The following is a 19,943-nucleotide window of genomic DNA, read 5'->3' as shown; positions in this document are numbered from 1 at the left end:
CCTGTTTTATGGCGTGTGCGAATGCGTTCACCGGGAGCCCGCCGGGATTTCGCCGCCCGCTCGTGTCGCAGGGTGATCGCGCCCGGCCGGCGCCGGGTCCTCGCACCCGGCCGGGGGAGTGGCGTACGCCACACGGGTTCACCGGAACCGGTGAGACCTCCGCCACGCGAGCGGCGAGCGAATGCGCGTACGCTGACGAATCACTCGCGTTCGCTGCGTGGGCCGGAGACGACCGCTTCTCTCCGGCCGAGTCGCGGGGGAGTCCCCGCCCCCGCGAGCCCGCCGGTCGTGAGGTTCATCTGGGAGGTACGTACATGTCCGGGACGACCACGGCCGCCGCGCTGCGCCGTCGGGCGGCCGGGGCCGGTGCCAACCGCTGGGTCGTTCTCGTCGTCCTGTGCGCCAGCCTGCTGCTCGTCGCCGTCGACGCCACCGTGCTGCACGTGGCGGTGCCCGCCGTCACCGAGGACCTCAGGCCCGGCGCCATCGAGCTGCTCTGGATCGTCGACACCTACCCCCTCGTCTGCGCCTCGCTGCTGATCCTGTTCGGCACGCTCGGCGACAAGATCGGCCGCAGACGCGTCCTGCTGCTCGGCTACGGCCTCTTCGGCGTCGCCTCGGCGCTCGCGGCCTTCGCGCCGAACGCGCAGGTGCTGATCCTGGCGCGGGCGCTCCTCGGAGTGGGCGGCGCGATGATCATGCCCGCGACGCTGTCCATCCTGCGGCAGGTCTTCCCCGACCGGCGCGAGCGGGCTCTGGCGATCGGCGTGTGGAGCGCGGTCGCCGCGGTCGGCGCGGCCGTCGGCCCGCTGCTCGGCGGCTTCCTGCTGGAGCACTTCTGGTGGGGGTCGGTCTTCCTCGTCAACATCCCGCTGATGCTGATCAGCCTGCCGGTGGGCCGGCTGCTGCTGCCCGAGTCGACCGGAGGGGGCGAGGGCCCCTGGGACGTCGTCGGCGCCCTGATGGCCGCGGCCGGCCTGTTCGGCGCGGTGTTCGGCGTCAAGCGGCTGGGCGGCGGCGAGCCCGCGGGCAGCGCCCTGACGGTGCTGCCGCTGATCGCGGGCGCGGTCCTGCTGGTTCTCTTCGTACGCCGGCAGCGGCGGCGCCGCCATCCGCTGGTGGACCTGCGGATGTTCGCCCGGCCGGCGTTCAGCACCTCCGTGGGGTGCATCGTGCTGGCGATGCTCGCCCTGGTCGGCCTCGAGCTGATCGCGGCGCAGTATCTGCAGCTGGTGCTCGGCCTGTCGCCGCTGGAGACCGGGCTGCGGCTGCTGCCGCTGACGTTCGCGGCGATGGCGGCCGGGCTGCTCGGGGCGCGGATGCTGCGCCGGTTCGGGCCGCGCCGGATGGTGTGCGCCGGGTTCTGCCTGACCGCCGTCGCCGTGGTGACGCTGACGGCGATGGGCGCGGCCGACAACGTCCCCCTGCTGCTGGCGAGCTTCGTGCTGCTCGGCTTCGGACTGGAGACGACGCTCTTCGGGGCGTACGAGTCGATGCTGAGCGAGGCGCCGGCCGAGCAGTCGGGCGGCGCGGCGGCGATCGGTGAGACGTCGTACCAGCTGGGAGCCGGGATGGGGATCGCACTGCTGGGCAGCGTGATGAACGCGGCCTACACGCCCGGTCTCGCGGACGTGCCGGGCGTGCCGAGGTCGGCCTCCGGGGCGGCCGGGCACTCGCTCGGCGAGGCCTACGACGTCGCCGGCCGGCTCGGCGGGACGGCCGGCGAGGCGCTGCGTGCGGCGGCGCGGGCGTCGTTCGTCCACGGGCTGCATGTGACGCTGCTGGTGAGCGCGGGCCTGTTGCTGCTGGGCGCGGTGATGGCGCTGCGGCTGCCGCGGGTGATGCAGTGCGGCGAGCCGGACCCGGTGGAGCTGCCGGCGCCCCGCGAGGCGGAGAGGTCACGCGTCTCGGCGTGACGCCGCGAGGACCCGCACCCCGGATGGACGTGCGGGACACCCGGACGGGCGGGACTCCCGGGGTGGACGTGCGGGACACCCGGACGGGCGGGACCCCCGGGACTGGACGTGCGGCGACGGACACCTGGGGGACGGGACGTGGGACGACGGACACCCGTGGGACTGGACGTGGGGCACACCTCGTCGTAACGTCAGCGGCACCAATCGTAACTAGCGGTGCTAGTTTTCGCCGTCGCCGGAGGATGTGCCATGTCCTTTGACCCCACCGATCCCCTGGGGATCGACGACCTTCTTCAGCCCGAGGACCTGGCCATCAGGGACACTGTCCGCAGCTGGGCGGCGGACCGCGTCCTGCCGCACATCGCCGAGTGGTACGAGAAGGGGGAGCTGCCCGGCATCCGCGAGCTGGCGAGGGAACTCGGCGCCATCGGCGCGCTCGGCATGTCCCTCGACGGCTACGGCTGCGCCGGCGCCTCCGCCGTCCAGTACGGCCTCGCCTGCCTGGAGCTGGAGGCCGCCGACTCCGGCATCCGGTCCCTGGTCTCGGTGCAGGGCTCGCTCGCCATGTACGCCATCCACCGCTTCGGCAGCGAGGAGCACAAGCAGACCTGGCTGCCGCGCATGGCCGCCGGTGAGGTCATCGGCTGCTTCGGGCTGACCGAGCCCGACCACGGGTCCGACCCCGCCTCCATGCGCACCCACGCCAAGCGCGACGGCACGGACTGGGTGCTCAACGGGCGCAAGATGTGGATCACCAACGGCTCCGTCGCCGGTGTGGCCGTCGTATGGGCGCAGACCGAGGACGGCATCCGCGGGTTCGTCGTGCCCACCGACACCGCCGGTTTCTCCGCCCCGGAGATCAAGCACAAGTGGTCGCTGCGGGCGAGCGTCACCAGCGAGCTGGTGCTGGACGACGTACGGCTGCCCGCGGACGCCGTGCTGCCGGAGGTCGCCGGGCTGCGCGCACCGCTGAGCTGTCTGTCCCACGCCCGCTACGGAATCGTGTGGGGGGCCATGGGCGCGGCCCGGTCCTCGTTCGAGGCCGCGCTGGAGTACGCGAAGACGCGCGAGCAGTTCGGCCGGCCCATCGGCGGCTTCCAGCTCACGCAGGCCAAGCTCGCCGACATGGCGGTCGAGCTGCACAAGGGGATTCTGCTCGCCCATCACCTCGGGCGGCGCATGGACGCCGGCCGCCTGCGTCCCGAGCAGGTCAGCTTCGGCAAGCTCAACAACGTACGGGAAGCGATCGAGATCTGCCGTACCGCGCGCACCATCCTCGGCGCGAACGGGATCTCGCTGGAGTACCCCGTGATGCGGCACGCGACCAACCTGGAGTCGGTGCTCACCTATGAGGGCACCGTCGAGATGCACCAGCTGGTGCTGGGCAAGGCGCTCACCGGACTCGACGCGTTCCGGTGACGGACCCCGAGCAGGGCGGGGCCGGTGAGCGGCCCCGCCTCAGCTCTGGTTGAAGAAACCGTCCGAACGGTGTGCGGCGGGCTCGCCGCAGATGATCTCCGTGTCGGCCGGGGACAGCAGGAACACGCGCGTGGAGATCCGGTCGATCGAGCCGCGCAGCCCGAAGATGAGCCCCGCCGCGAAGTCCACCACGCGCTTGGCGTCGCCGGGCTCCATGGCCGTGAGGTTCATGATGACCGGCACCCCTTCGCGGAACAGCTCGCCGATCGCGCGGGCGTCCCGGAAGCTGTCCGGGGTCACCGTTCCGATCCGGCGGCCCTTGTCCTCGGCCGTGTCCGTTGCCACCTTCACCCGGGGGTCGGTGACCCAGGCGTCCCCTGACTCGGTCCCCTCGGTGTAGTCGTCGTCGTAGTAGCGCTCGTCATCGTTGTCGTCGACGAGGCCGAGCCACGCACTCGCCTTGCGCACCGATCCCATGGACGCCTCCTCTCACAGCGGCCTGTCTTGCCTTCCGCATTCCCCATGCTCGTCCATGATGCGGATGTCGCGCCAAGCGGATAGACGCCGTGCGGGGGGTTTGTGACGGTACTGGTGCACAGCCGATCCGTCGAGAGCCCGGGTGTCCCAAGGGTCGTGCCTCAAACGGCTGCTGACTGTGAGTGAAATATGATTCTTCCCGGCGTCCGGGTGACGGGCGGGGCGTACGGGTGAACGGGGGCGCGTGGTGTTCGGAATCGTCAGGCCCTGCCGGCATCGGCTCGGTGAGGCACTGGGTGCCCAGTGGATGGCCCATCTGTGCGGACTGTGTCTCGCGCTGCGCAAGGATCACGGACAGTTCGCCCGAATCGTGACGAACTATGACGGACTGCTCATATCGGTTCTGACGGAGGCTCAGACCGGGAAGACGGCAGGTGGATGGCGTACGGCCGGACCCTGTCCGCTGCGCGGCATGCGGACCGCCTCCGTCGCCCAGGGCGAGGGCGCCCGGCTGGCCGCCGCGGTGTCGCTGGTGCTCGCCTCCGCCAAGGTGCACGACCATGTCGCCGACCGTGACGGGCTGCTGGCCCGGCGGCCCGTGGCGCTCGCCGCCCGCCGGGTCGCCGAGGGGTGGGCCCGGGCGGGGGAACGGGGAGGTGCCGCCGTCGGTTTCGACACCGCCGTCCTCGTCGACGCCGTCGACCGGCAGACCGGGCTGGAAGCGCTGGCCGGGCCCGGCACGCCGATCCTGGCCGTCACCGAGCCCACCGAGACGGCCACCGCGGCCGCCTTCGCGCACACCGCCGTACTGGCCGGCCGCCCCGGCAACGCGGCGCCGCTCGCCGAGGCCGGCCGGCTCTTCGGGCGGCTCGCCCACCTGCTGGACGCGGTCGAGGACCAGAGCGCCGACGCCGCGTCGGGCGCCTGGAACCCCCTGACGGCCACCGGGACCTCCCTCACCGACGCCCGCCGGCTCGCCGACGACGCCGTGCACGGCATCCGGCTGGCGCTGCGCGACGTGGAGTTCACCGACGCCCGGCTCGCGCACCGGCTGCTCGTGCACGAACTGCCGACGTCGGTCACTCGCGCGTTCGACGCGCAATCCTGCGGACGGTATCCCGAGAAGCGCGGGTTCCTCGCCGGGTGTGCGTCCGCCGTGGGGCTGTGCTGCACCTGCAAGGTGTGCTGCGCCGACGAGTTCGAGGGGCCGTGGTCGCGCAAGAAGCGGCAGGGGTGGTGCGGTGACTGCGGGAGCTGCGACTGCTCGTGCTGCGAGGCCTGCGAGGCCTGCGAGTGCTGCGAGTGCTGTGAATGCTGTTCTTGTTGTGACTGCGGTGGGTGCTGAGCCCTCCTCGGCCCGCGGAGGTCAGGGGGACTTCACCTCCGGCGGTGAGATCTGCGAGCTCCTGATGGCCGACGCCGTCGTCCCCCACTTCTTCAGGATCGCCTCGTAGGTGCCGTCCGCGATCAGCTTGTTCACCGCCGCCCGGAACGCGGGGGCGAGCTTGGTGCCCTTCTTGAAGGCGAAGCCGACGTCGAGACGGTGGTACTCACCCAGGAACTTCAGGCCGCTCTGGTGGGCGACGTCGTAGCGCAGGCCGTTGATGGTGGACATCACCGCGTCGCTGCGGCCCTGCTGCACCGACGACCACAGTGCGCTGTCCTCGCCGTAGGTCTGCACCCGGTAGGGCTTCTTGCCGGCGTCGGTGCAGCGCTGCCTGTTCTTCTCCAGCGTGGCCTCGAACGTCGTGCCCGCGCCGGTCGCCACGTTCAGGCCGCACAGCTGCGTCAGGTCGGTGATCTTCGGCAGGTCGCTGTCCTTGCGGGCGGCGAAGCCCTGGCCGTCGTTGATGTAGGTGACGAAGTCGATGGTCCTGCGGCGTTCGTCGGTGACCCCGAAGTTGCTGGCGCCGACGTCGTACTTGCCGCTGTCCAGCGCGGGCAGGATCGCCTCGAACCCGGCCTGCTCGACCTTGAGTTCGAGGCCGAGCACACGGGCGACGGCCCGGGTGAAATCGACGTCCTGGCCGGTCAGCGTCTTGCCGTCGTCCAGGAAGGTGACGCCGGGCGGTCTGCCGCTGACGCTGAACGCCACCGTGAGCCGGGTGACGCCGGCGGGCAGCAGCTTCGCCAGGGCGGGGTCCTCGGTGACGCCCGAGACGACGTCCGTGGTGGGGATCGTGTCGGCCGCCGCCGCCGCGCCGGCCGCGTCCGCCGAGCCGGCGGAGCCGGAACCGCACGCGCTGAGGAGCAGAGCAGCCGACGTGATCAGGGCGAACGGGGCGAAATGCCTCAAGCGGGTACGCGTGGACGTACGCATGGTGGGCGGTCTCCTGTGAGCAGCAGAAGGGGCGTTGAAAGGCGCGAGGGGAGGGGTGTGCGTGTGAAGGCATGCGGAGAGGAACGCGGAGAGAAGCGCGGGGAGAAACGCGAAAGTGCGCCCGCCGGATCAGGGCAGCGGGACGCGCAGGGGGTCAGCTCAACAGGAAGAGGACCACACGCGACCGAAGTCGATGTGGGAGCGCGAGACCAGCCACTGCGGATGCATGGGCCAAGTGGAACAGGTCCCCGGTTCCGCGTCAACCGACCTGAGACGTACGGCTCATAGTGTGGACACCCTTGACAGCGAGGGGAAATGGACCCGTACAGTCGTGCGACGGCCCTGCTGAGGGGCTCGGCCGTACCGCGCCGCTCGGCGTGTCCCGTGTGAAGGCACCACCCGTGTTCGACCTATCTGGTCACGGAGCCTTCGCATGTCTTCCGACACCCTCGCCACAGTGCCCGCGGCACCCGGCATACCCGAAACGGCCGACACCCCGACGATCGTGCCCCGGCGCCGCTACGGCCAGTGGGCGGCCGCCGTCGTCGTCCTCGCCCTGCTCGCCCTCGCGCTCACCTCCGTCGCCCGCAACGACGCCTTCCAATGGGACGTCGTGGCCGAGTACTTCACCACCGCGTCCGTGCTGCGCGGCCTGTGGCTCACCCTGTGGCTGACCGCCGTCGTGATGGCGCTCGGCTTCGCGCTCGGCACCCTGCTCGCCGCCGCCCGGCTGTCCGCCAACCCCGTACTGCGCGCGGTGAGCTGGGGATACGTCTGGCTGCTGAGGTCCATCCCGATCCTGGTGCAGCTGCTGCTGTGGTTCAACATCGGGGCGCTGTACCCGCAGATCCTCGGCGTGCGGACGGTCGACCTGCTCAGCCCGGTCGCCGTCGCCGTCATCGGCCTGACCCTGCACGAGGCCGCGTACGCCGCCGAAGTGGTGCGCGGCGGCATCCTCTCCGTCGACCGCGGGCAGATCGAGGCGGCGCAGGCGCTCGGCCTGAGCCGCCGGCGCCGCTGGTGGCGGATCGTGCTGCCGCAGGCGATGCGCTCCATCGTGCCGCCGGCCGGGAACATGCTGATCGGCACCCTCAAGGGCACCTCCATCGTCAGCGTCATCGCCGTCAACGACCTGCTGTTCTCCGCACAGTTGATCTACCACCGCACCTACCAGGTGATCCCGCTGCTGATGGTCGCCACCCTCTGGTACACCGTCGTCACCTCGCTGCTCGGCATCGGTCAGACGTTCGTCGAGAAGCGCTACGCGCGCGGGTCGGAGCCGCGGCGATGAGGCCCACCCTGGTCATCGTCGGCGCGGGACCGCGGGGCACCGGCGTCATCGAACGGATCGCCGCCAACGCCCCCGAGCTGTACGCCGGTTCGGGACTGGACATCCATCTCGTCGACCCGCACCCGCCGGGCGCCGGACGCGTCTGGCGCACCGCCCAGTCGCCCCTGCTGTGGATGAACTCCCACGCCGCGGACATCACCATGTTCACCGACGACACCGTGGACATGGCCGGCCCTGTGCGCCCCGGCCCCACCCTGCACGAATGGGCCGGCGTCGACGGCCGCACCTTCGCCGACCGGCAACTGCAGGGCGCCTACCTGAGCTGGGTGCACGAGCAGGCCCTTGCCGCACTGCCCCCCGGGATCACCGTCCACCACCACCCCCGCCGCGCCCTGCGCGTGAGCGGACCCCGCGAGGGCCGCCAGCAGGTGTGGCTGGAGGGCCGCCCCCGGCCCCTCCTCGCCGACCTGGTCGTGCTCACCCTCGGACATCTCGACGCCGAACACGACGACGAGCAGCGCGCGTTGACCGCCCACGCCCGCCGGCACGGTCTGGTGCACCTGCCGCCGGACTACACCGCCGACAGCGACCTGTCCGCCCTCGCGCCCGGCGAGAGGGTCCTGGTACGCGGCTTCGGACTCGCCTTCGTCGACCTGATGGTGCTGCTCACCGAGGGCCGCGGCGGCCGCTACGACGGCGACACCTACCTCCCGTCCGGCCGCGAACCGGTGCTGTACGTCGGATCGCGGCGCGGCGTGCCCTACCACGCGAAGATCGGCTACGACCTCACCGGCGAGCGGCCGCCGCTGCCGCGCTTCCTCGGGCCCGCGCAGATCGACGAGCTGCGGGCCCGGCCGGGCGGCCACGACTTCCGGCGCGACATATGGCCCCTGGTGGCGAAGGAACTCGGATTCGCCCACTACCACCGCCTGTTCACCGTCCATCCCGAGCGCACCGCCGTGTCCTGGGCCGTCTTCGAGGAGAAGTACGCCGCGGCCGACGACGCCGACCTGGACGCCCTGGTCGCCGCGGCCGTGCCCGACGTGCGCGACCGGCTCGACCTGACCGCCCTCGACCGGCCGCTGGACGGCGTGCGGTACGCCTCGCACGAAGCCCTCCAGGAAGGGCTGCGGGCGTACGTGGAGGAGGATCTGCGGCGCCGCCACGACCCGGCGCACAGCCCGGACCTGGCCGTCTTCTACGCCCTGCTCTCGGTGTACGGGCAGCTCGTGCGGCTCGGCGACGTCGGGCCCTGGTGGCACGGCTTCTTCAGCCACCTCGCCTCCGGCCCGCCCGGGCCCCGGCTGCGGCAGCTGCTCGCGCTGTCCCGCGCCGGGATCGTCCGGTTCGTCGGCGCCGACATGACCGTCACCGCCGAGGACGGGGTGTTCCGCGCCTCCAGTCCCACCGTGCCGGGCCTGCGGATCGAGGCGCGGGCGCTGGTCGAGGCGCGGCTGCCCGCACCGACCGTCCGGCACAGCCGCGATCCGCTGCTGCGCGGCCTGCACGCCGACGGCGCCGCCGAGACCACGGACGGACTGCTGCGCGTCGACCCCGCCGACGGGCGGATCCTCGACCGCGCCGGGCGGCCCCACCCGCGCCGCTTCGCGCTCGGCCCGCACACCGACGCCCGCTCCTCCGGCGCGTTCACCCGGCCCCGCACCGGCGGGCCGGCGTTCCGGCAGAACGACGCCACCGCACGCTCCGCGCTGGCCTTCCTGCGGTCACTCGCCCGGCGCGCGGCCGCCTGACCCTTTTTCGACTTCCGACACCGAAGGAATCCCCATGAGCGTCATGGTCGACATCCAGTCCGTCCACAAGAGCTTCGGCCCGCTGAAGGTGCTCGACGGCATCGACCTGCAAGTGCGCACCGGCGAGGTCACCGTCGTCCTCGGGCCCTCCGGCTCCGGCAAGTCCACGCTGCTGCGCACCATCAACCACCTGGAGAAGGTCGACCGGGGCGCGATCAGCGTCGACGGCGCGCTCATCGGTTACCGCCGCTCCGGCGACCGGCTGCACGAGCTGCCCGAGCGCGAGATCCTCAAACAGCGCACCAGGATCGGTTTCGTCTTCCAGAACTTCAACCTCTTCCCGCACCTGACCGTCCTGGAGAACGTCACCGAGGCACCGGTCGCCGCCCTCAAGCGCCCAAGGCAGGAGGCCGAGCGGGCGGCCCGCCGGCTGCTCGACCGGGTCGGGCTCGCCGACAAGGCCGACGCCTACCCGCGCCAGCTCTCCGGCGGCCAGCAGCAGCGCGTCGCCATCGCGCGCGCCCTCGCCCTGGAGCCGCGGCTGCTGCTGTTCGACGAGCCGACGTCCGCGCTCGACCCCGAGCTGGTCGGCGAGGTCCTCGACGTCATCAAGGACCTGGCCCACCAGGGCACGACGATGATCGTCGTCACCCACGAGATCGGCTTCGCCCGCGAGGTCGCCGACACCGTCGTCTTCATGGCCGACGGCCGCATCGTCGAGCAGGGCCCGCCGGGCGAGGTACTGGACGCCCCACGGCACGAGCGCACGCGGACGTTCCTGTCGAAGGTGCTGTGAGGCGGACGCGGGGAGGAGAGTTCCGACATGGGCGGGCTGCTGCATCTCGGCGCCGCGATCGACCAGCCGGGGGCGTACGACGCCGGTGCCTACGTCGAGCTGGCGCGCCTCGCCGAACGCGGCGGGTTGGACTTCGTGACCGTGGACGGCCATTTCGCCGGACCCGGCCTCGACACGGCGGGGGTCCTGGCCCGCGTCGCGCCGGAGACCAGCCGTATCGGCCTGGTCCCGGCGGTGACCGACCCCGGCGGCGAGGCGGCCGCCGTCGCGGTCCTCGACCGGGTCAGCGGCGGCCGGGCCGGCCGGCTCGCCCGGGACACGGGCGCGCCGGGCCGTTCGCCGGGGGGCTCCGTGCACCTCGTCGACGTCACCGACCGGCAGGCCCGGTACGTGGCCGCCCGGGACGCCGACGTGGCCCTGGTACGGGCGGCCGGCGCGGCGCAGGCCGCCGACCTGCGCGGTGAACTGGCCGCGCGCGCCACGGAGTACGGCCGTGACCCTCGCGAGCTGCGGGTGCTGGCGAGCCTGCGGATCGACCTCGGCGAGGGCGAACGTGCCGCCGAGCCCGGCCACGGGGGCGGCGGACCCCGGCTCACCGCTCAGGGCCCGCTGTACCGGGGCGGCCCCGTCGACCTCGCCGAGCTGATCGCGGTCTGGCATGCCGAAGGGGCCGTCGACGGCTTCCACCTCGTGCCGGTCGAGCCGCGCCGGGACCTGGAACGGCTGGTCAACGGCACGGTCGCGGTGCTGCAGCACCGGGGGCTGTTCCGCACCTTCTATCCGGGCGGGACGCTGCGCGAACACCTGGGGCTCGCGCGGGCCGTGAGCTTCGCCGGGAGCCCGGGATGAGCCGGCGGATGCATCTTGCCGTACGTCTGGACGGCGTTGGGGGCCACGGCGGGTTCGCGGCGCTGGAGCGTCTCGCGCGGATCGCTGAGCGGGGACTGTTCGACTTCGTACTGGTGGCGGCGGAGAGGGAGGCGGTGACGGTGCTCGGCGCGCTCGCGGCCGTCACCGCGCACACCGGGCTGGCCGCCGCGGTCCACGCGGCCGGCGTGCCGCCCTTCGAACTCGTCCGCCGCCTCGCCACGCTGGAGGCCTCAGCGGGGGACGGGCCGGCTGGCACGTGGTGTCCGGTGGGGCGCCCTGCGTGGACACGGTGCGCGAGGTCTGGGAAGCGGACTTCGCCGTGCCGCCCTCCCCGCAGGGGCGGCCCGTCCTGATCCTCGCGGGGGAGGGAGAGGAGCGGCGGGAGCTCGCCGCAGCGCGTGCCGACGTCCTCGTCACGCCGTACGGCTCGGTGGCGGCCGGGCGGGCCCGGTACGCCGACGTCAAGGGACGGTTGGCGCGGTACGGGCGGGAGGCGGGGGAGTTGAGGGTTCTGGCCGGTGTGGGCGTCGCTGGAGACGGCGGCGGTGTCGGTGTCGGTTTCGGTGTCGTCGGCGGGTCGGCTTCGGGTGCGCGGAGGGTTGCCGCAGAGCTCGACGCGTTCGTGCGGGAGGGGGCCGCCGACGGGTTCCTTCTCGACGCCGCCGGCCTAGAGGAGTTCGTGGACCAGGTCGTGCCGCTGCTGCAGGAGCGTGGCGCGTTCCGTACGGAGTACGACGGCGCGACGCTGCGCTCGCATCTGGGGCTCAGGGCCCCGGCAGGAAAGGGATGAGGACATGACGGATCAGGTGCCGCCGGACGCGGTGGAGGAGTGGAAGCGGTGGCACGAGCGCCGCGTCGAGAGCGTGTCGGCGCCCTACGGGCCGCTCGCGCTCGCCGGGACGCATTGGCTGGAGGACCATCCGGAGGGGCGACTTCCGGACATCCCCGGGCGGTGGGCCGTGCGGGAGGACGGGGTCGTGCTCACCGCCGGCGCCGGGGACGGGCTGACGCTGGACGGGGAGCCGGTCAGTGGGGAGGTGCGGCTCGGTGCCGACTCGGGGGCCGTCGCCGACGCGCGGATCGGACACGGCGAGCGGCGGCTGGTGGTACTGGTGCGGGAAGGGGCCTGGGGGATACGGGACTTCGATCCCGGCGCCGGGGCGCGCCGGCGGTTCAGCGGCATCGACGCCACGCCCCACGATCCGCGCTTCGTCGTACCGGGGCGGTTCACGGCGTACGGCGAGAGCCGCACCGTGCGGGTCGAGAACGCCGACGGGCGTGAGCGGGGGCTCGGGCTGGGGGGTGAGCTGGCCTTCACCTTCGACGGGCGGGAGCTGACGCTGAAGGTGTCCGTGCAGGACGACGGGACGCTGTGGGCGGTGTTCGCCGACGCCACCAGCGGGGTGAGCAGCTTCCGTTTCCGCTTCCTGTACACGGCGGCGCCCGACGCCGAGGGGCGGACGGTCGTGGACCTCAACCGGGCCCAGCTGCCGCCGTGCGCCTTGGCGGACCACTTCCTCTGCCCCTTCCCGCCGCCGGGGAACACGCTCGGCGTCGCCGTCGAGGCGGGGGAGCGGAACGTGGCGGCCGAGCCGGACCCCGTCTGACGCCGGGGTGGTCGAGCCTGGTTCGGGTCCGGGGCGTTGAGCCTGGTTCAAGGCCGGGCCGGTTGAGCCCGGTTCGAGGCCGGGGTGGTCGAGCCTGGCTCAAGGCGGGTGCGGTTGAGCCTCGTTCGAGTCCGGGCCGGTTGAGTCTGGTTCGAGGCCGGGTGGAGCCGGTCGTTGGGTAAAGGTGGTTCAAAACGTGACGGCCGAAAGGCGCCCTTGCGCCTACCGGCCGTTCGGCCGAATACTCCCCTTCAGCGCTTGTCAGGGGCATGTGAAAGCCCGGAATCCGGGCGTCCGGGCCCCTGGCTGCGCCTCACGGGCCCCGACCCCACGCGGGCCCCCGACTTCCCTGGAGGGAACGACACGTGAGGATCAAGCGCACCACTCCCCGCAGCGGCCTTTCGAGACGGACCCGGCTGATCGCCGTCTCCACCGGACTCGTGGCCGCCGCCGCGATCGCGATCCCCAGCGCGAACGCGTCCGACGCCCCGACCACCTTCAGCGCGGCGCAGCTGACCAAGGCGAGCGACTCGGTGCTGAAGGCCGACATCCCGGGTACCGCCTGGGCCGTCGACAGCAAGAACCACCGTGTCGTCGTCACCGCCGACAGCACGGTGACGCAGACCGAGATAGCCAGGATCAAGGAGCAGGCCGGGGCGAACTCCGGGGCTCTCACCATCAAGCGCACCCCGGGCAAGTTCAACAAGCTGATCTCCGGCGGCGACGCCATCTACGCGAGCAGCTGGCGCTGCTCGCTGGGCTTCAACGTCCAGGACTCCAGCGGCAACTACTACTTCCTGACCGCCGGTCACTGCACCGACGGCGCGGGCACCTGGTGGACGAACTCCTCCCACTCGACCACGCTCGGCTCCACCGCCGGGTCGTCGTTCCCCGGCAACGACTACGGCATCGTGCGCTACACGAACTCCTCGGTGACCAAGTCGGGCACCGTGGGCAGCGTGGACATCACGAGCGCGGCCACGCCGTCGGTCGGTACGACCGTCTACCGGCGCGGGTCGACCACGGGCATTCACAGCGGCCGGGTCACCGCGCTCAACGCGACCGTCAACTACGGGGGCGGTGACGTCGTCTACGGCCTCATCCAGACCACGGTGTGCGCCGAACCCGGCGACTCCGGCGGGCCGCTGTACTCCAACAGCGGGGTGGCGTACGGGCTGACCTCCGGGGGCAGCGGTGACTGCACCTCCGGTGGGACGACGTTCTTCCAGCCGGTGACGGAGGCGCTCAGTGCGTATGGGGTGCATGTGTACTGAGGCGCTCGCGCTGACGTTCGTTTGAGGATCCGGGCCCCCGTGCGTGGTTGCGTGCGGGGGCCTGCGGCGCTGGGTCGTCTTTCGGGTGCGGGTGCGTGGTGGCTGGTCGCGCAGTTCCCCGCGCCCCTTTTGTGCCTGCGGCGGCCCGTTGCTGTTCGGTGGCCGGTTGCTGTCGCGCCTGCGGCCGGTTTGTGAGTCGGGGCCGGGGTGGGGGGTGTCCGTCCTCGGTCCGGCCGGCTGTTTCCGACGCGCTCGCTGTTGGTCGGTGCCGGACGCTGCGGGCGGACACCCCCCACCCCGTCCCCTTCCCGCCGTACGCGGGTGCGGCGCCGTCGTGGCGGGTGCTCGATCCGCGGCGCGTTCGGTCGGTCAGGTGCTGGGGGCCTTCGTCGGTCGGGCATGGCGTGCTCGCGCGGCGACGAGGGTGATCACGATGCCTGCCAGGGCCCAGGCGCCCAGGGTCAGGAGGGCCGTGGTCATGGCGTTGCTCTTGAAGTACGCGATCGAGCGCGCTGCCCAGGTGCCGGCGCCCGGTGGGAGGGCGGGGCCGATCGCCTGCCAGAACGGGGGCAGGAGCGGCAGCGGGAAGGCGCCGCCCGCGCTCGGGTTGCCGGCGATCACCACCAGCAGGATGGCCAGGCCGATGCCCACGATGCCGAAGAGGCCCTGGAGGGCCAGCGTCGCCGCGCCCACCGCGAAGGTGATCAGCGCGCCGAGGCCCCACAGGGCCGGCACGCTGCCGGGGAGGGCGTCCAGGATCGGGCCGACGATGATCGCGCCGCCGAGGCCGCCGAGGCCGCCGGTGACGGCCACCAGGGCCATGGCGGCCAGGCGGATCACCGCGCGGCGCGGGTTCGCGGGGCGGGCGCCGGTGCTGATGGCCAGGATCGAGGCGCACAGGTAGCCGCCCACGCACCAGCCGACGACCAGGTAGAAGGACGTCAGACCGTTGAAGTCCGTGCGGGATGCCGGGGCCACGTCGACCGTGCGGATCGCGCGCTGCTGCGACGCCTCCAGGGCGGTCGTCAGGTTTTCCAGCACCGTGGCGAGGACCCTGCCGCCGCCGGAGGCGACCAGGAGGGTGTCGGTGCTGCCGGACGGGTCGACCACCAGGGCGCCGTCGATGTCCCGGTTCTCGATCTGGCGGCGGGCGGTCGCCGCGTCGGGCAGCGCCCGGGGGTCCAGGGGGGAGCCGGGGAGGTTGCCGAGACGGGTCACCGCCTGGCCGGCCACTGCGGGGGGTGCCACCACGCCGAAGGGGACGTCCCTGGGCCGGGGGTTGTGCAGGGCTCCCACATAGGAGGCGATGAAGAGGAGCTGGAGGGCGATCACGGCGATCACCAACAGGGTGGCCCGGGGGGTGACGGCGTCCTTCACCTCGGTGAGGAAGGAGGCTCCGGAGGGGCTACGGGGTGTGTCGGCGTCGGTGGTCTGCGTCATGGGTCCACCGTTTCGGCGGGACGGCGTTTGCGCAGGTGGGACACGGCCGAACGGATGTCGTACAAGTGTTCGGGGATGGGGGTATGGTGGTCGTGTTGGAACTGATGTTCGAGGAGGTGTGTGTGCCGGGCTTTGCGCATCTGCACACCGTCTCCGGGTTCTCCCTGCGGTACGGGGCCTCGCACCCGGAGCGCCTGGCCGAGCGCGCCTCCGAGCGGGGCATGGACGCCCTCGCGCTCACCGACCGTGACACCGTCGCCGGGGCGGTGCGCTTCACCAAGGCCTGCGCCGGGGCGGGGGTCCGTCCCCTGTTCGGCGTCGATCTCGCCGTGCGCCCGCGCGAGGGCGGCCCCGGTGGAGGCAGGCGCCGTACCCCTGTGCGGGGCGGGGCGTTCGTGGACGAGTCGGCTCCGCGGGTCACCTTTCTGGCGCGGGACGGGGCTCGCGGGTGGGCCGACCTGTGCCGGATCGTCACGGCGGCGCATGGCGGGGACGGTGACACGCCGCTGCTGAGCTGGGACGACAACCGCGGGGACGGGCTCGTCGTGCTGCTCGGGCCCGGGTCCGACGTGGGGCGGGCGCTCGCCGCGGGGCGGCCGGACCGGGCCGCGCGGCTGCTGGATCCGTGGCGTGAGGTCTACGGCGACGCGCTGCGCCTCGAGGCCGTCTGGCACGGCCGGGAGGGCACCGGCCCGGGGTCGCTGCGGCTCGCCGCCCGCACGGTCGGGTTCGCCGCGGAGCAGGGGGTACGGCCCGTGCTCAGCAACGCCGTGCGGTACGCCGATCCGGGGACGGGGCCGGTCGCCGATGTGCTGGACGCCGCGCGGCGGCTGATGCCCATCACCGGGGAGCTGGATTCCGGTGAGGCCTGGCTGAAGGGCGCCGGGGACATGCTGCGGGTCGCCGAGCGGGTGGTCGAGGCCGCCGGCTACCGGCGGGAGACCGCCCATCGGCTGCTGGAGCAGACCCTGGCCACCGCCGCCGAGTGCCGGGTCGACCCCGAGGACGATCTGGGGATCGGGACGGTGCGGTTCCCCGAGGCCCATCTGGTGGGCGCCGGGCGGCGCGGTGCGCAGCGGGCGCTCGCCTCGCGGGCCGTCGCGGGGATGCTGCGGCTGGGGTATGGGGGGCGGTCCGGTTACTGGGAGCGGATGCACCATGAGCTGGACATCATCGCCCACCACGGGTTCGCGTCCTATTTCCTGACGGTCGCTCAGGTCGTCGACGACGTGCGGCGGATGGGGATCCGCGTCGCCGCCCGGGGGTCGGGCGCGGGGTCCCTCGTCAATCATCTGCTGGGGATCGCCCATGCCGATCCGGTCGAGCACCGGCTGCTGATGGAGCGCTTCCTGTCCAAGGAACGGGTCGTCCTGCCCGACATCGACATCGACGTGGAGTCCGCCCGCCGGCTGGAGGTGTACCGCGCGATCATCGACCGGTTCGGCACCGAGCGGGTCGCCACGGTCGCCATGCCCGAGACGTACCGGGTGCGGCACGCGATCCGGGACGTGGGGGCCGCGCTGTCCATGGACCCCGCCGAGATCGACCGGATCGCCAAGTCCTTTCCGCACATCCGGGCCCGGGACGCCCGGGCGGCCCTCGACGAGCTGCCCGAGCTGCGCTCGCTCGCGGCGGAGCGGGAGAAGTACGGGAAGCTGTGGGAGCTGGTCGAGGCGCTGGACGCCCTGCCGCGCGGGGTGGCCATGCACCCGTGCGGGGTGCTGCTGTCCGACGCCTCCCTGCTCGCGCGTACGCCGGTGATGCCCACCAGCGGTGAGGGCTTCCCGATGTCGCAGTTCGACAAGGACGACGTGGAGGAGCTCGGGCTGCTCAAGCTGGACGTGCTCGGGGTGCGGATGCAGTCGGCGATGGCGCACGCGGTCGCCGAGGTGGCGCGGGTGATCGGGGAGCGGGTCGACGTCGACGCGGTGCCGGAGGGCGACCCGGCCACGTATCGGCTCATCCGGTCCACCGAGACGCTCGGATGCTTCCAGATCGAGTCGCCGGGGCAGCGGGATCTGGTGGGGCGGCTGCAGCCCGCCACCTTCCAGGACCTGGTGGTCGACATCTCGCTGTTCCGGCCCGGGCCCGTCGCCGCCGACATGGTGCGGCCGTTCATCGAGGCGCGGCACGGGCGGGCGCCGGTGCGTTACCCGCATCCCGATCTGGAAGGGCCGCTGAAGGAGACGTACGGGGTCGTCGTCTTCCACGAGCAGATCATCGACATCGTCGACATCATGACCCGGTGCGGGCGCGGCGAGGCCGACCGGGTGCGGCGCGGGCTGTCCGACCCGGAGTCGCAGGGGCGGATCAAGGTGTGGTTCGCGCAGCGGGCGGCGCAGAACGGGTACGACGCCGAGACCATCGGGCGTACCTGGGAGATCGTCGAGGCCTTCGGGTCGTACGGCTTCTGCAAGGCGCACGCCGTCGCCTTCGCCGTGCCCACCTATCAGTCGGCCTGGCTGAAGGCGCATCACCCGGCCGCCTTCTACGCCGGGCTGCTCACGCACGACCCGGGGATGTACCCCAAGCGGCTGCTGCTGGCGGACGCGCGGCGGCGCGGGGTGCCGGTCCTGCCGCTGGATGTGAACGCGTCCGGGGTCGCCCATCGGATCGAACTGGTGTCCGATCAGGGGGGCGAGGTGTGGGGGCTGCGGCTGGCCCTGTCCGATGTGCACGGCATCAGCGAGGCCGAGGCGGCGCGGATCGCCGACGGGCAGCCGTACGCCTCGCTGGTGGACTTCTGGGAGCGGGCCCGACCCAGCAGGCCGATCGCCCAGCGGCTCGCCCAGGTCGGCGCGTTGGACGCCTTCGGCGCCAACCGGCGTGATCTGCAACTGCACCTGACCGAGCTGCACCGGGCCGCCCGGGGCGCCGGCGGCGCCCAGCTGCCGCTCTCCGGAGGGCGGAAGACCGCCCCGGCGGGACTGCCCGACCTGTCCGACGCCGAGCGGCTCAGCGCCGAGCTGGGCGTGCTGTCGATGGACGCCTCACGCAATCTGATGGACGCCCACCGGGAGTTCCTCGAAGAGCTGGGCGTGGTGTCGGCGCGGCGGCTGCGCGAGGCGCGGCACGGGGAGACCGTGCTGGTCGCGGGCGCCAAGGCGGCCACCCAGACGCCGCCGATCCGGTCCGGCAAACGGGTCATCTTCTCCACGCTGGACGACGGCACGGGCCTGGTCGACCTCGCCTTCTTCGACGACTCGCACGACGCCTGCGCCCACACCGTCTTCCACTCCTGGCTGCTGCTGGTGCGGGGCGTGGTGCAGCGGCGCGGGCCGCGCAGCCTGAGCGTGGTGGGGTCCGCCGCCTGGAACCTCGCCGAGCTGGTCCAGCTGCGCGCCGAGGGCGGGCTCGAGGAGGTCGCGGCCCGGCTGGCCGGGGCGCCGGGCCCCGCCGACGGCTCGCCGGCCGACGGTGACGGCCCGGCACGGGCCCGGCTCGCCGGGTCGGAGGGACGCCCGGCGCCCGCGGGTTCCGCGGCCCGCGACCCGGCGCAGGACCGGAAGATCCGCATGTCCACGGGGTACGAGATGCACCCCTGGGCGGATCTGCGCCCTGCGGGCGAAGGGCCCGCGGTGGGACGGAAGTTGTGGCACCAGAGTCCGGGGAGTGCGGGATGACGATTCTCTGCGTACGTTTCCAGCTGCCGCCGATGTACGAGGCGGCCCTGCCCGGGCTGCTCGGGCTGCTGGAGGAGTTCACCCCGGTCGTCGAGGCGCTGCCGCCGGACGGGGCGCTCGCCGATCTGCGGGGCGCCGAGCGGTACTTCGGGCGCGGCGCCGTGGAACTGGCCGCGGTGATCCGGGTGCGTACCCTCGCCCGCTACGGCGTCGACTGCGTGATCGGCGCCGGGCCGGGCCCGATGCTCGCCCGCATGGCGCTGCGGGACGCCCGGCCCGGGGTGACGTGCGCGGTGTCCGAGGGGGAGGCCGCGGACTTTCTCGCCGGCCGGCCCGTCGCCGCGCTGCCCGGCGTGGGCGCGGCGACCGCCCGCACCCTGTGCGAGTACGGCCTCGACACCCTCGGCCGGGTCGCCGAGGCCCCCCTGTCCACGCTCCAGCGGCTGCTCGGCGCCAAGGCGGGGCGCGATGTGCACGAGAAGGCGAACGGGGTCGACCGCGGCCGTGTGGTGCCCAACGCCGTCTCCCGGTCGCTGGCGACGGAACGCCCCTTCGACCGCGACGAGGTGGACCCCGGCCGGCACCGCCGCGCCCTGCTGTCGGCCGCCGAGGAGATCGGCGCCCGGCTGCGCGCCGTGGAGAAGGTGTGCCGCACCCTGACCCTGACCGTCCGCTACGCCGACAGGTCGGCGACCACCCGCAGTCGCCCCCTGCCGGAGTCCACCGCGCACTCGCCGGCCCTGACCAGGACGGCGTACGGGATGTACGAGGCACTGGGGCTGCAACGGGCCCGGGTGCGGGGGATCGTCCTGCGCGCGGAGGGGCTCGGACCGGCCGAAGCGGCCTCCCGTCAGCTCACCTTCGACCCCGTGGACGACCGGGTCCGCCGCATCGAGGAGGTCGCGGACCGCGCACGGGCGAGGTTCGGCCCGCGCGCGGTGATGCCCGGATCGCTGGCGGCCTAGGGTCCCGCCGCGCCGGCGTGGTCCACAAGGGCAGGGCATAGTTCGCCCACGGCGGTGTGATGCGGGTACGGCCCGCCCACGGGTTCGCCTTCGCGCGGCTCGCTCCGGGCGGGGCGACGGGCCCGGCTGATCGTGCTCACCGAGCACGGAACGCCTCACCAGGCGGGCCGGACGCACCCTTCGAGGGGAAGCCA

Annotated in this window: 15 protein-coding genes; 12 read left to right on the top strand and 3 right to left on the bottom strand. The window is 73.0% G+C overall.

Annotated elements, in window-relative coordinates; genetic code table 11:
• Positions 1–314: 314 nt before the first annotated feature.
• Positions 315–1,916, top strand: coding sequence for an MFS transporter (locus AC0B9F_RS27925; RefSeq protein WP_472007216.1), 1,602 nt, complete (start codon positions 315–317; stop codon positions 1,914–1,916).
• A gap of 249 nt (positions 1,917–2,165) precedes the next feature.
• On the top strand, positions 2,166–3,335 hold the full coding sequence (locus AC0B9F_RS27920; RefSeq protein ID WP_472007213.1) for an acyl-CoA dehydrogenase family protein: 1,170 nt from the start codon (positions 2,166–2,168) through the stop codon (positions 3,333–3,335).
• A 39-nt stretch (positions 3,336–3,374) separates the two neighbouring features.
• Here the strand turns inward: AC0B9F_RS27920 and AC0B9F_RS27915 are convergent, their stop codons facing one another.
• A complete protein-coding gene (locus tag AC0B9F_RS27915; protein ID WP_472007210.1) occupies positions 3,375–3,812 on the bottom strand; it encodes a cell division protein SepF in 438 nt (145 codons plus the stop codon).
• 247 nt (positions 3,813–4,059) lie between these two features.
• Between AC0B9F_RS27915 and AC0B9F_RS27910 the strand changes: the two genes are divergently transcribed.
• On the top strand, positions 4,060–5,157 hold the full coding sequence (locus AC0B9F_RS27910; RefSeq protein ID WP_472007297.1) for a DUF5685 family protein: 1,098 nt from the start codon (positions 4,060–4,062) through the stop codon (positions 5,155–5,157).
• Between the two features lie 21 nt (positions 5,158–5,178).
• On the opposite strand, the gene AC0B9F_RS27905 is transcribed toward AC0B9F_RS27910, so the two are convergent.
• Entirely contained in the window at positions 5,179–6,132 is a 954-nt protein-coding gene (locus AC0B9F_RS27905; RefSeq protein ID WP_472007208.1) for an ABC transporter substrate-binding protein, read from the bottom strand.
• 433 nt (positions 6,133–6,565) lie between these two features.
• On the opposite strand from AC0B9F_RS27905, the gene AC0B9F_RS27900 reads away from it, so the two are divergent.
• The 7 genes from AC0B9F_RS27900 to AC0B9F_RS27870 all read left to right on the top strand — a co-directional run bounded on the left by AC0B9F_RS27900 (position 6,566) and on the right by AC0B9F_RS27870 (position 13,721).
• Positions 6,566–7,423, top strand: a complete 858-nt coding sequence (locus AC0B9F_RS27900; RefSeq protein WP_472007206.1) for an amino acid ABC transporter permease — start codon at positions 6,566–6,568, stop codon at positions 7,421–7,423.
• On the top strand, positions 7,420–9,174 hold the full coding sequence (locus tag AC0B9F_RS27895) for an FAD/NAD(P)-binding protein (RefSeq protein ID WP_472007205.1): 1,755 nt from the start codon (positions 7,420–7,422) through the stop codon (positions 9,172–9,174). Before AC0B9F_RS27900 ends, AC0B9F_RS27895 begins: the two co-directional genes overlap by 4 nt.
• 34 nt (positions 9,175–9,208) lie before the next feature.
• Complete coding sequence (locus tag AC0B9F_RS27890; RefSeq protein ID WP_472007203.1) at positions 9,209–9,970, top strand: amino acid ABC transporter ATP-binding protein; 762 nt, start codon at positions 9,209–9,211, stop codon at positions 9,968–9,970.
• A 27-nt stretch (positions 9,971–9,997) separates the two neighbouring features.
• Complete coding sequence (locus AC0B9F_RS27885; protein WP_472007202.1) at positions 9,998–10,819, top strand: LLM class flavin-dependent oxidoreductase; 822 nt, start codon at positions 9,998–10,000, stop codon at positions 10,817–10,819.
• Between the two features lie 301 nt (positions 10,820–11,120).
• A complete protein-coding gene (locus tag AC0B9F_RS27880) occupies positions 11,121–11,630 on the top strand; it encodes an LLM class flavin-dependent oxidoreductase (RefSeq protein WP_472007201.1) in 510 nt (169 codons plus the stop codon).
• A 4-nt stretch (positions 11,631–11,634) separates the two neighbouring features.
• Positions 11,635–12,447: a DUF1684 domain-containing protein gene (locus tag AC0B9F_RS27875; RefSeq protein ID WP_472007200.1), complete on the top strand. Its 813-nt coding sequence runs from the start codon at positions 11,635–11,637 to the stop codon at positions 12,445–12,447.
• 365 nt (positions 12,448–12,812) lie between these two features.
• A complete protein-coding gene (locus AC0B9F_RS27870; protein WP_472007199.1) occupies positions 12,813–13,721 on the top strand; it encodes a S1 family peptidase in 909 nt (302 codons plus the stop codon).
• 369 nt (positions 13,722–14,090) lie between these two features.
• Here AC0B9F_RS27870 and AC0B9F_RS27865 read toward each other — a convergent pair whose 3' ends face one another.
• Complete coding sequence (locus AC0B9F_RS27865) at positions 14,091–15,161, bottom strand: DUF3533 domain-containing protein (protein ID WP_472007197.1); 1,071 nt, start codon at positions 15,159–15,161, stop codon at positions 14,091–14,093.
• Between the two features lie 122 nt (positions 15,162–15,283).
• On the opposite strand from AC0B9F_RS27865, the gene AC0B9F_RS27860 reads away from it, so the two are divergent.
• Positions 15,284–18,784, top strand: coding sequence for a DNA polymerase III subunit alpha (locus tag AC0B9F_RS27860; protein ID WP_472007295.1), 3,501 nt, complete (start codon positions 15,284–15,286; stop codon positions 18,782–18,784).
• Entirely contained in the window at positions 18,781–19,749 is a 969-nt protein-coding gene (locus AC0B9F_RS27855) for a DNA polymerase Y family protein (protein WP_472007196.1), read from the top strand. Before AC0B9F_RS27860 ends, AC0B9F_RS27855 begins: the two co-directional genes overlap by 4 nt.
• Positions 19,750–19,943 lie beyond the last annotated feature (194 nt).

Source organism: Streptomyces sp. NPDC097129 (genome assembly GCF_055668065.1).
Note: the sequence above shows the minus strand (reverse complement) of the source record. Positions and strands in the feature narration are given on the sequence as shown.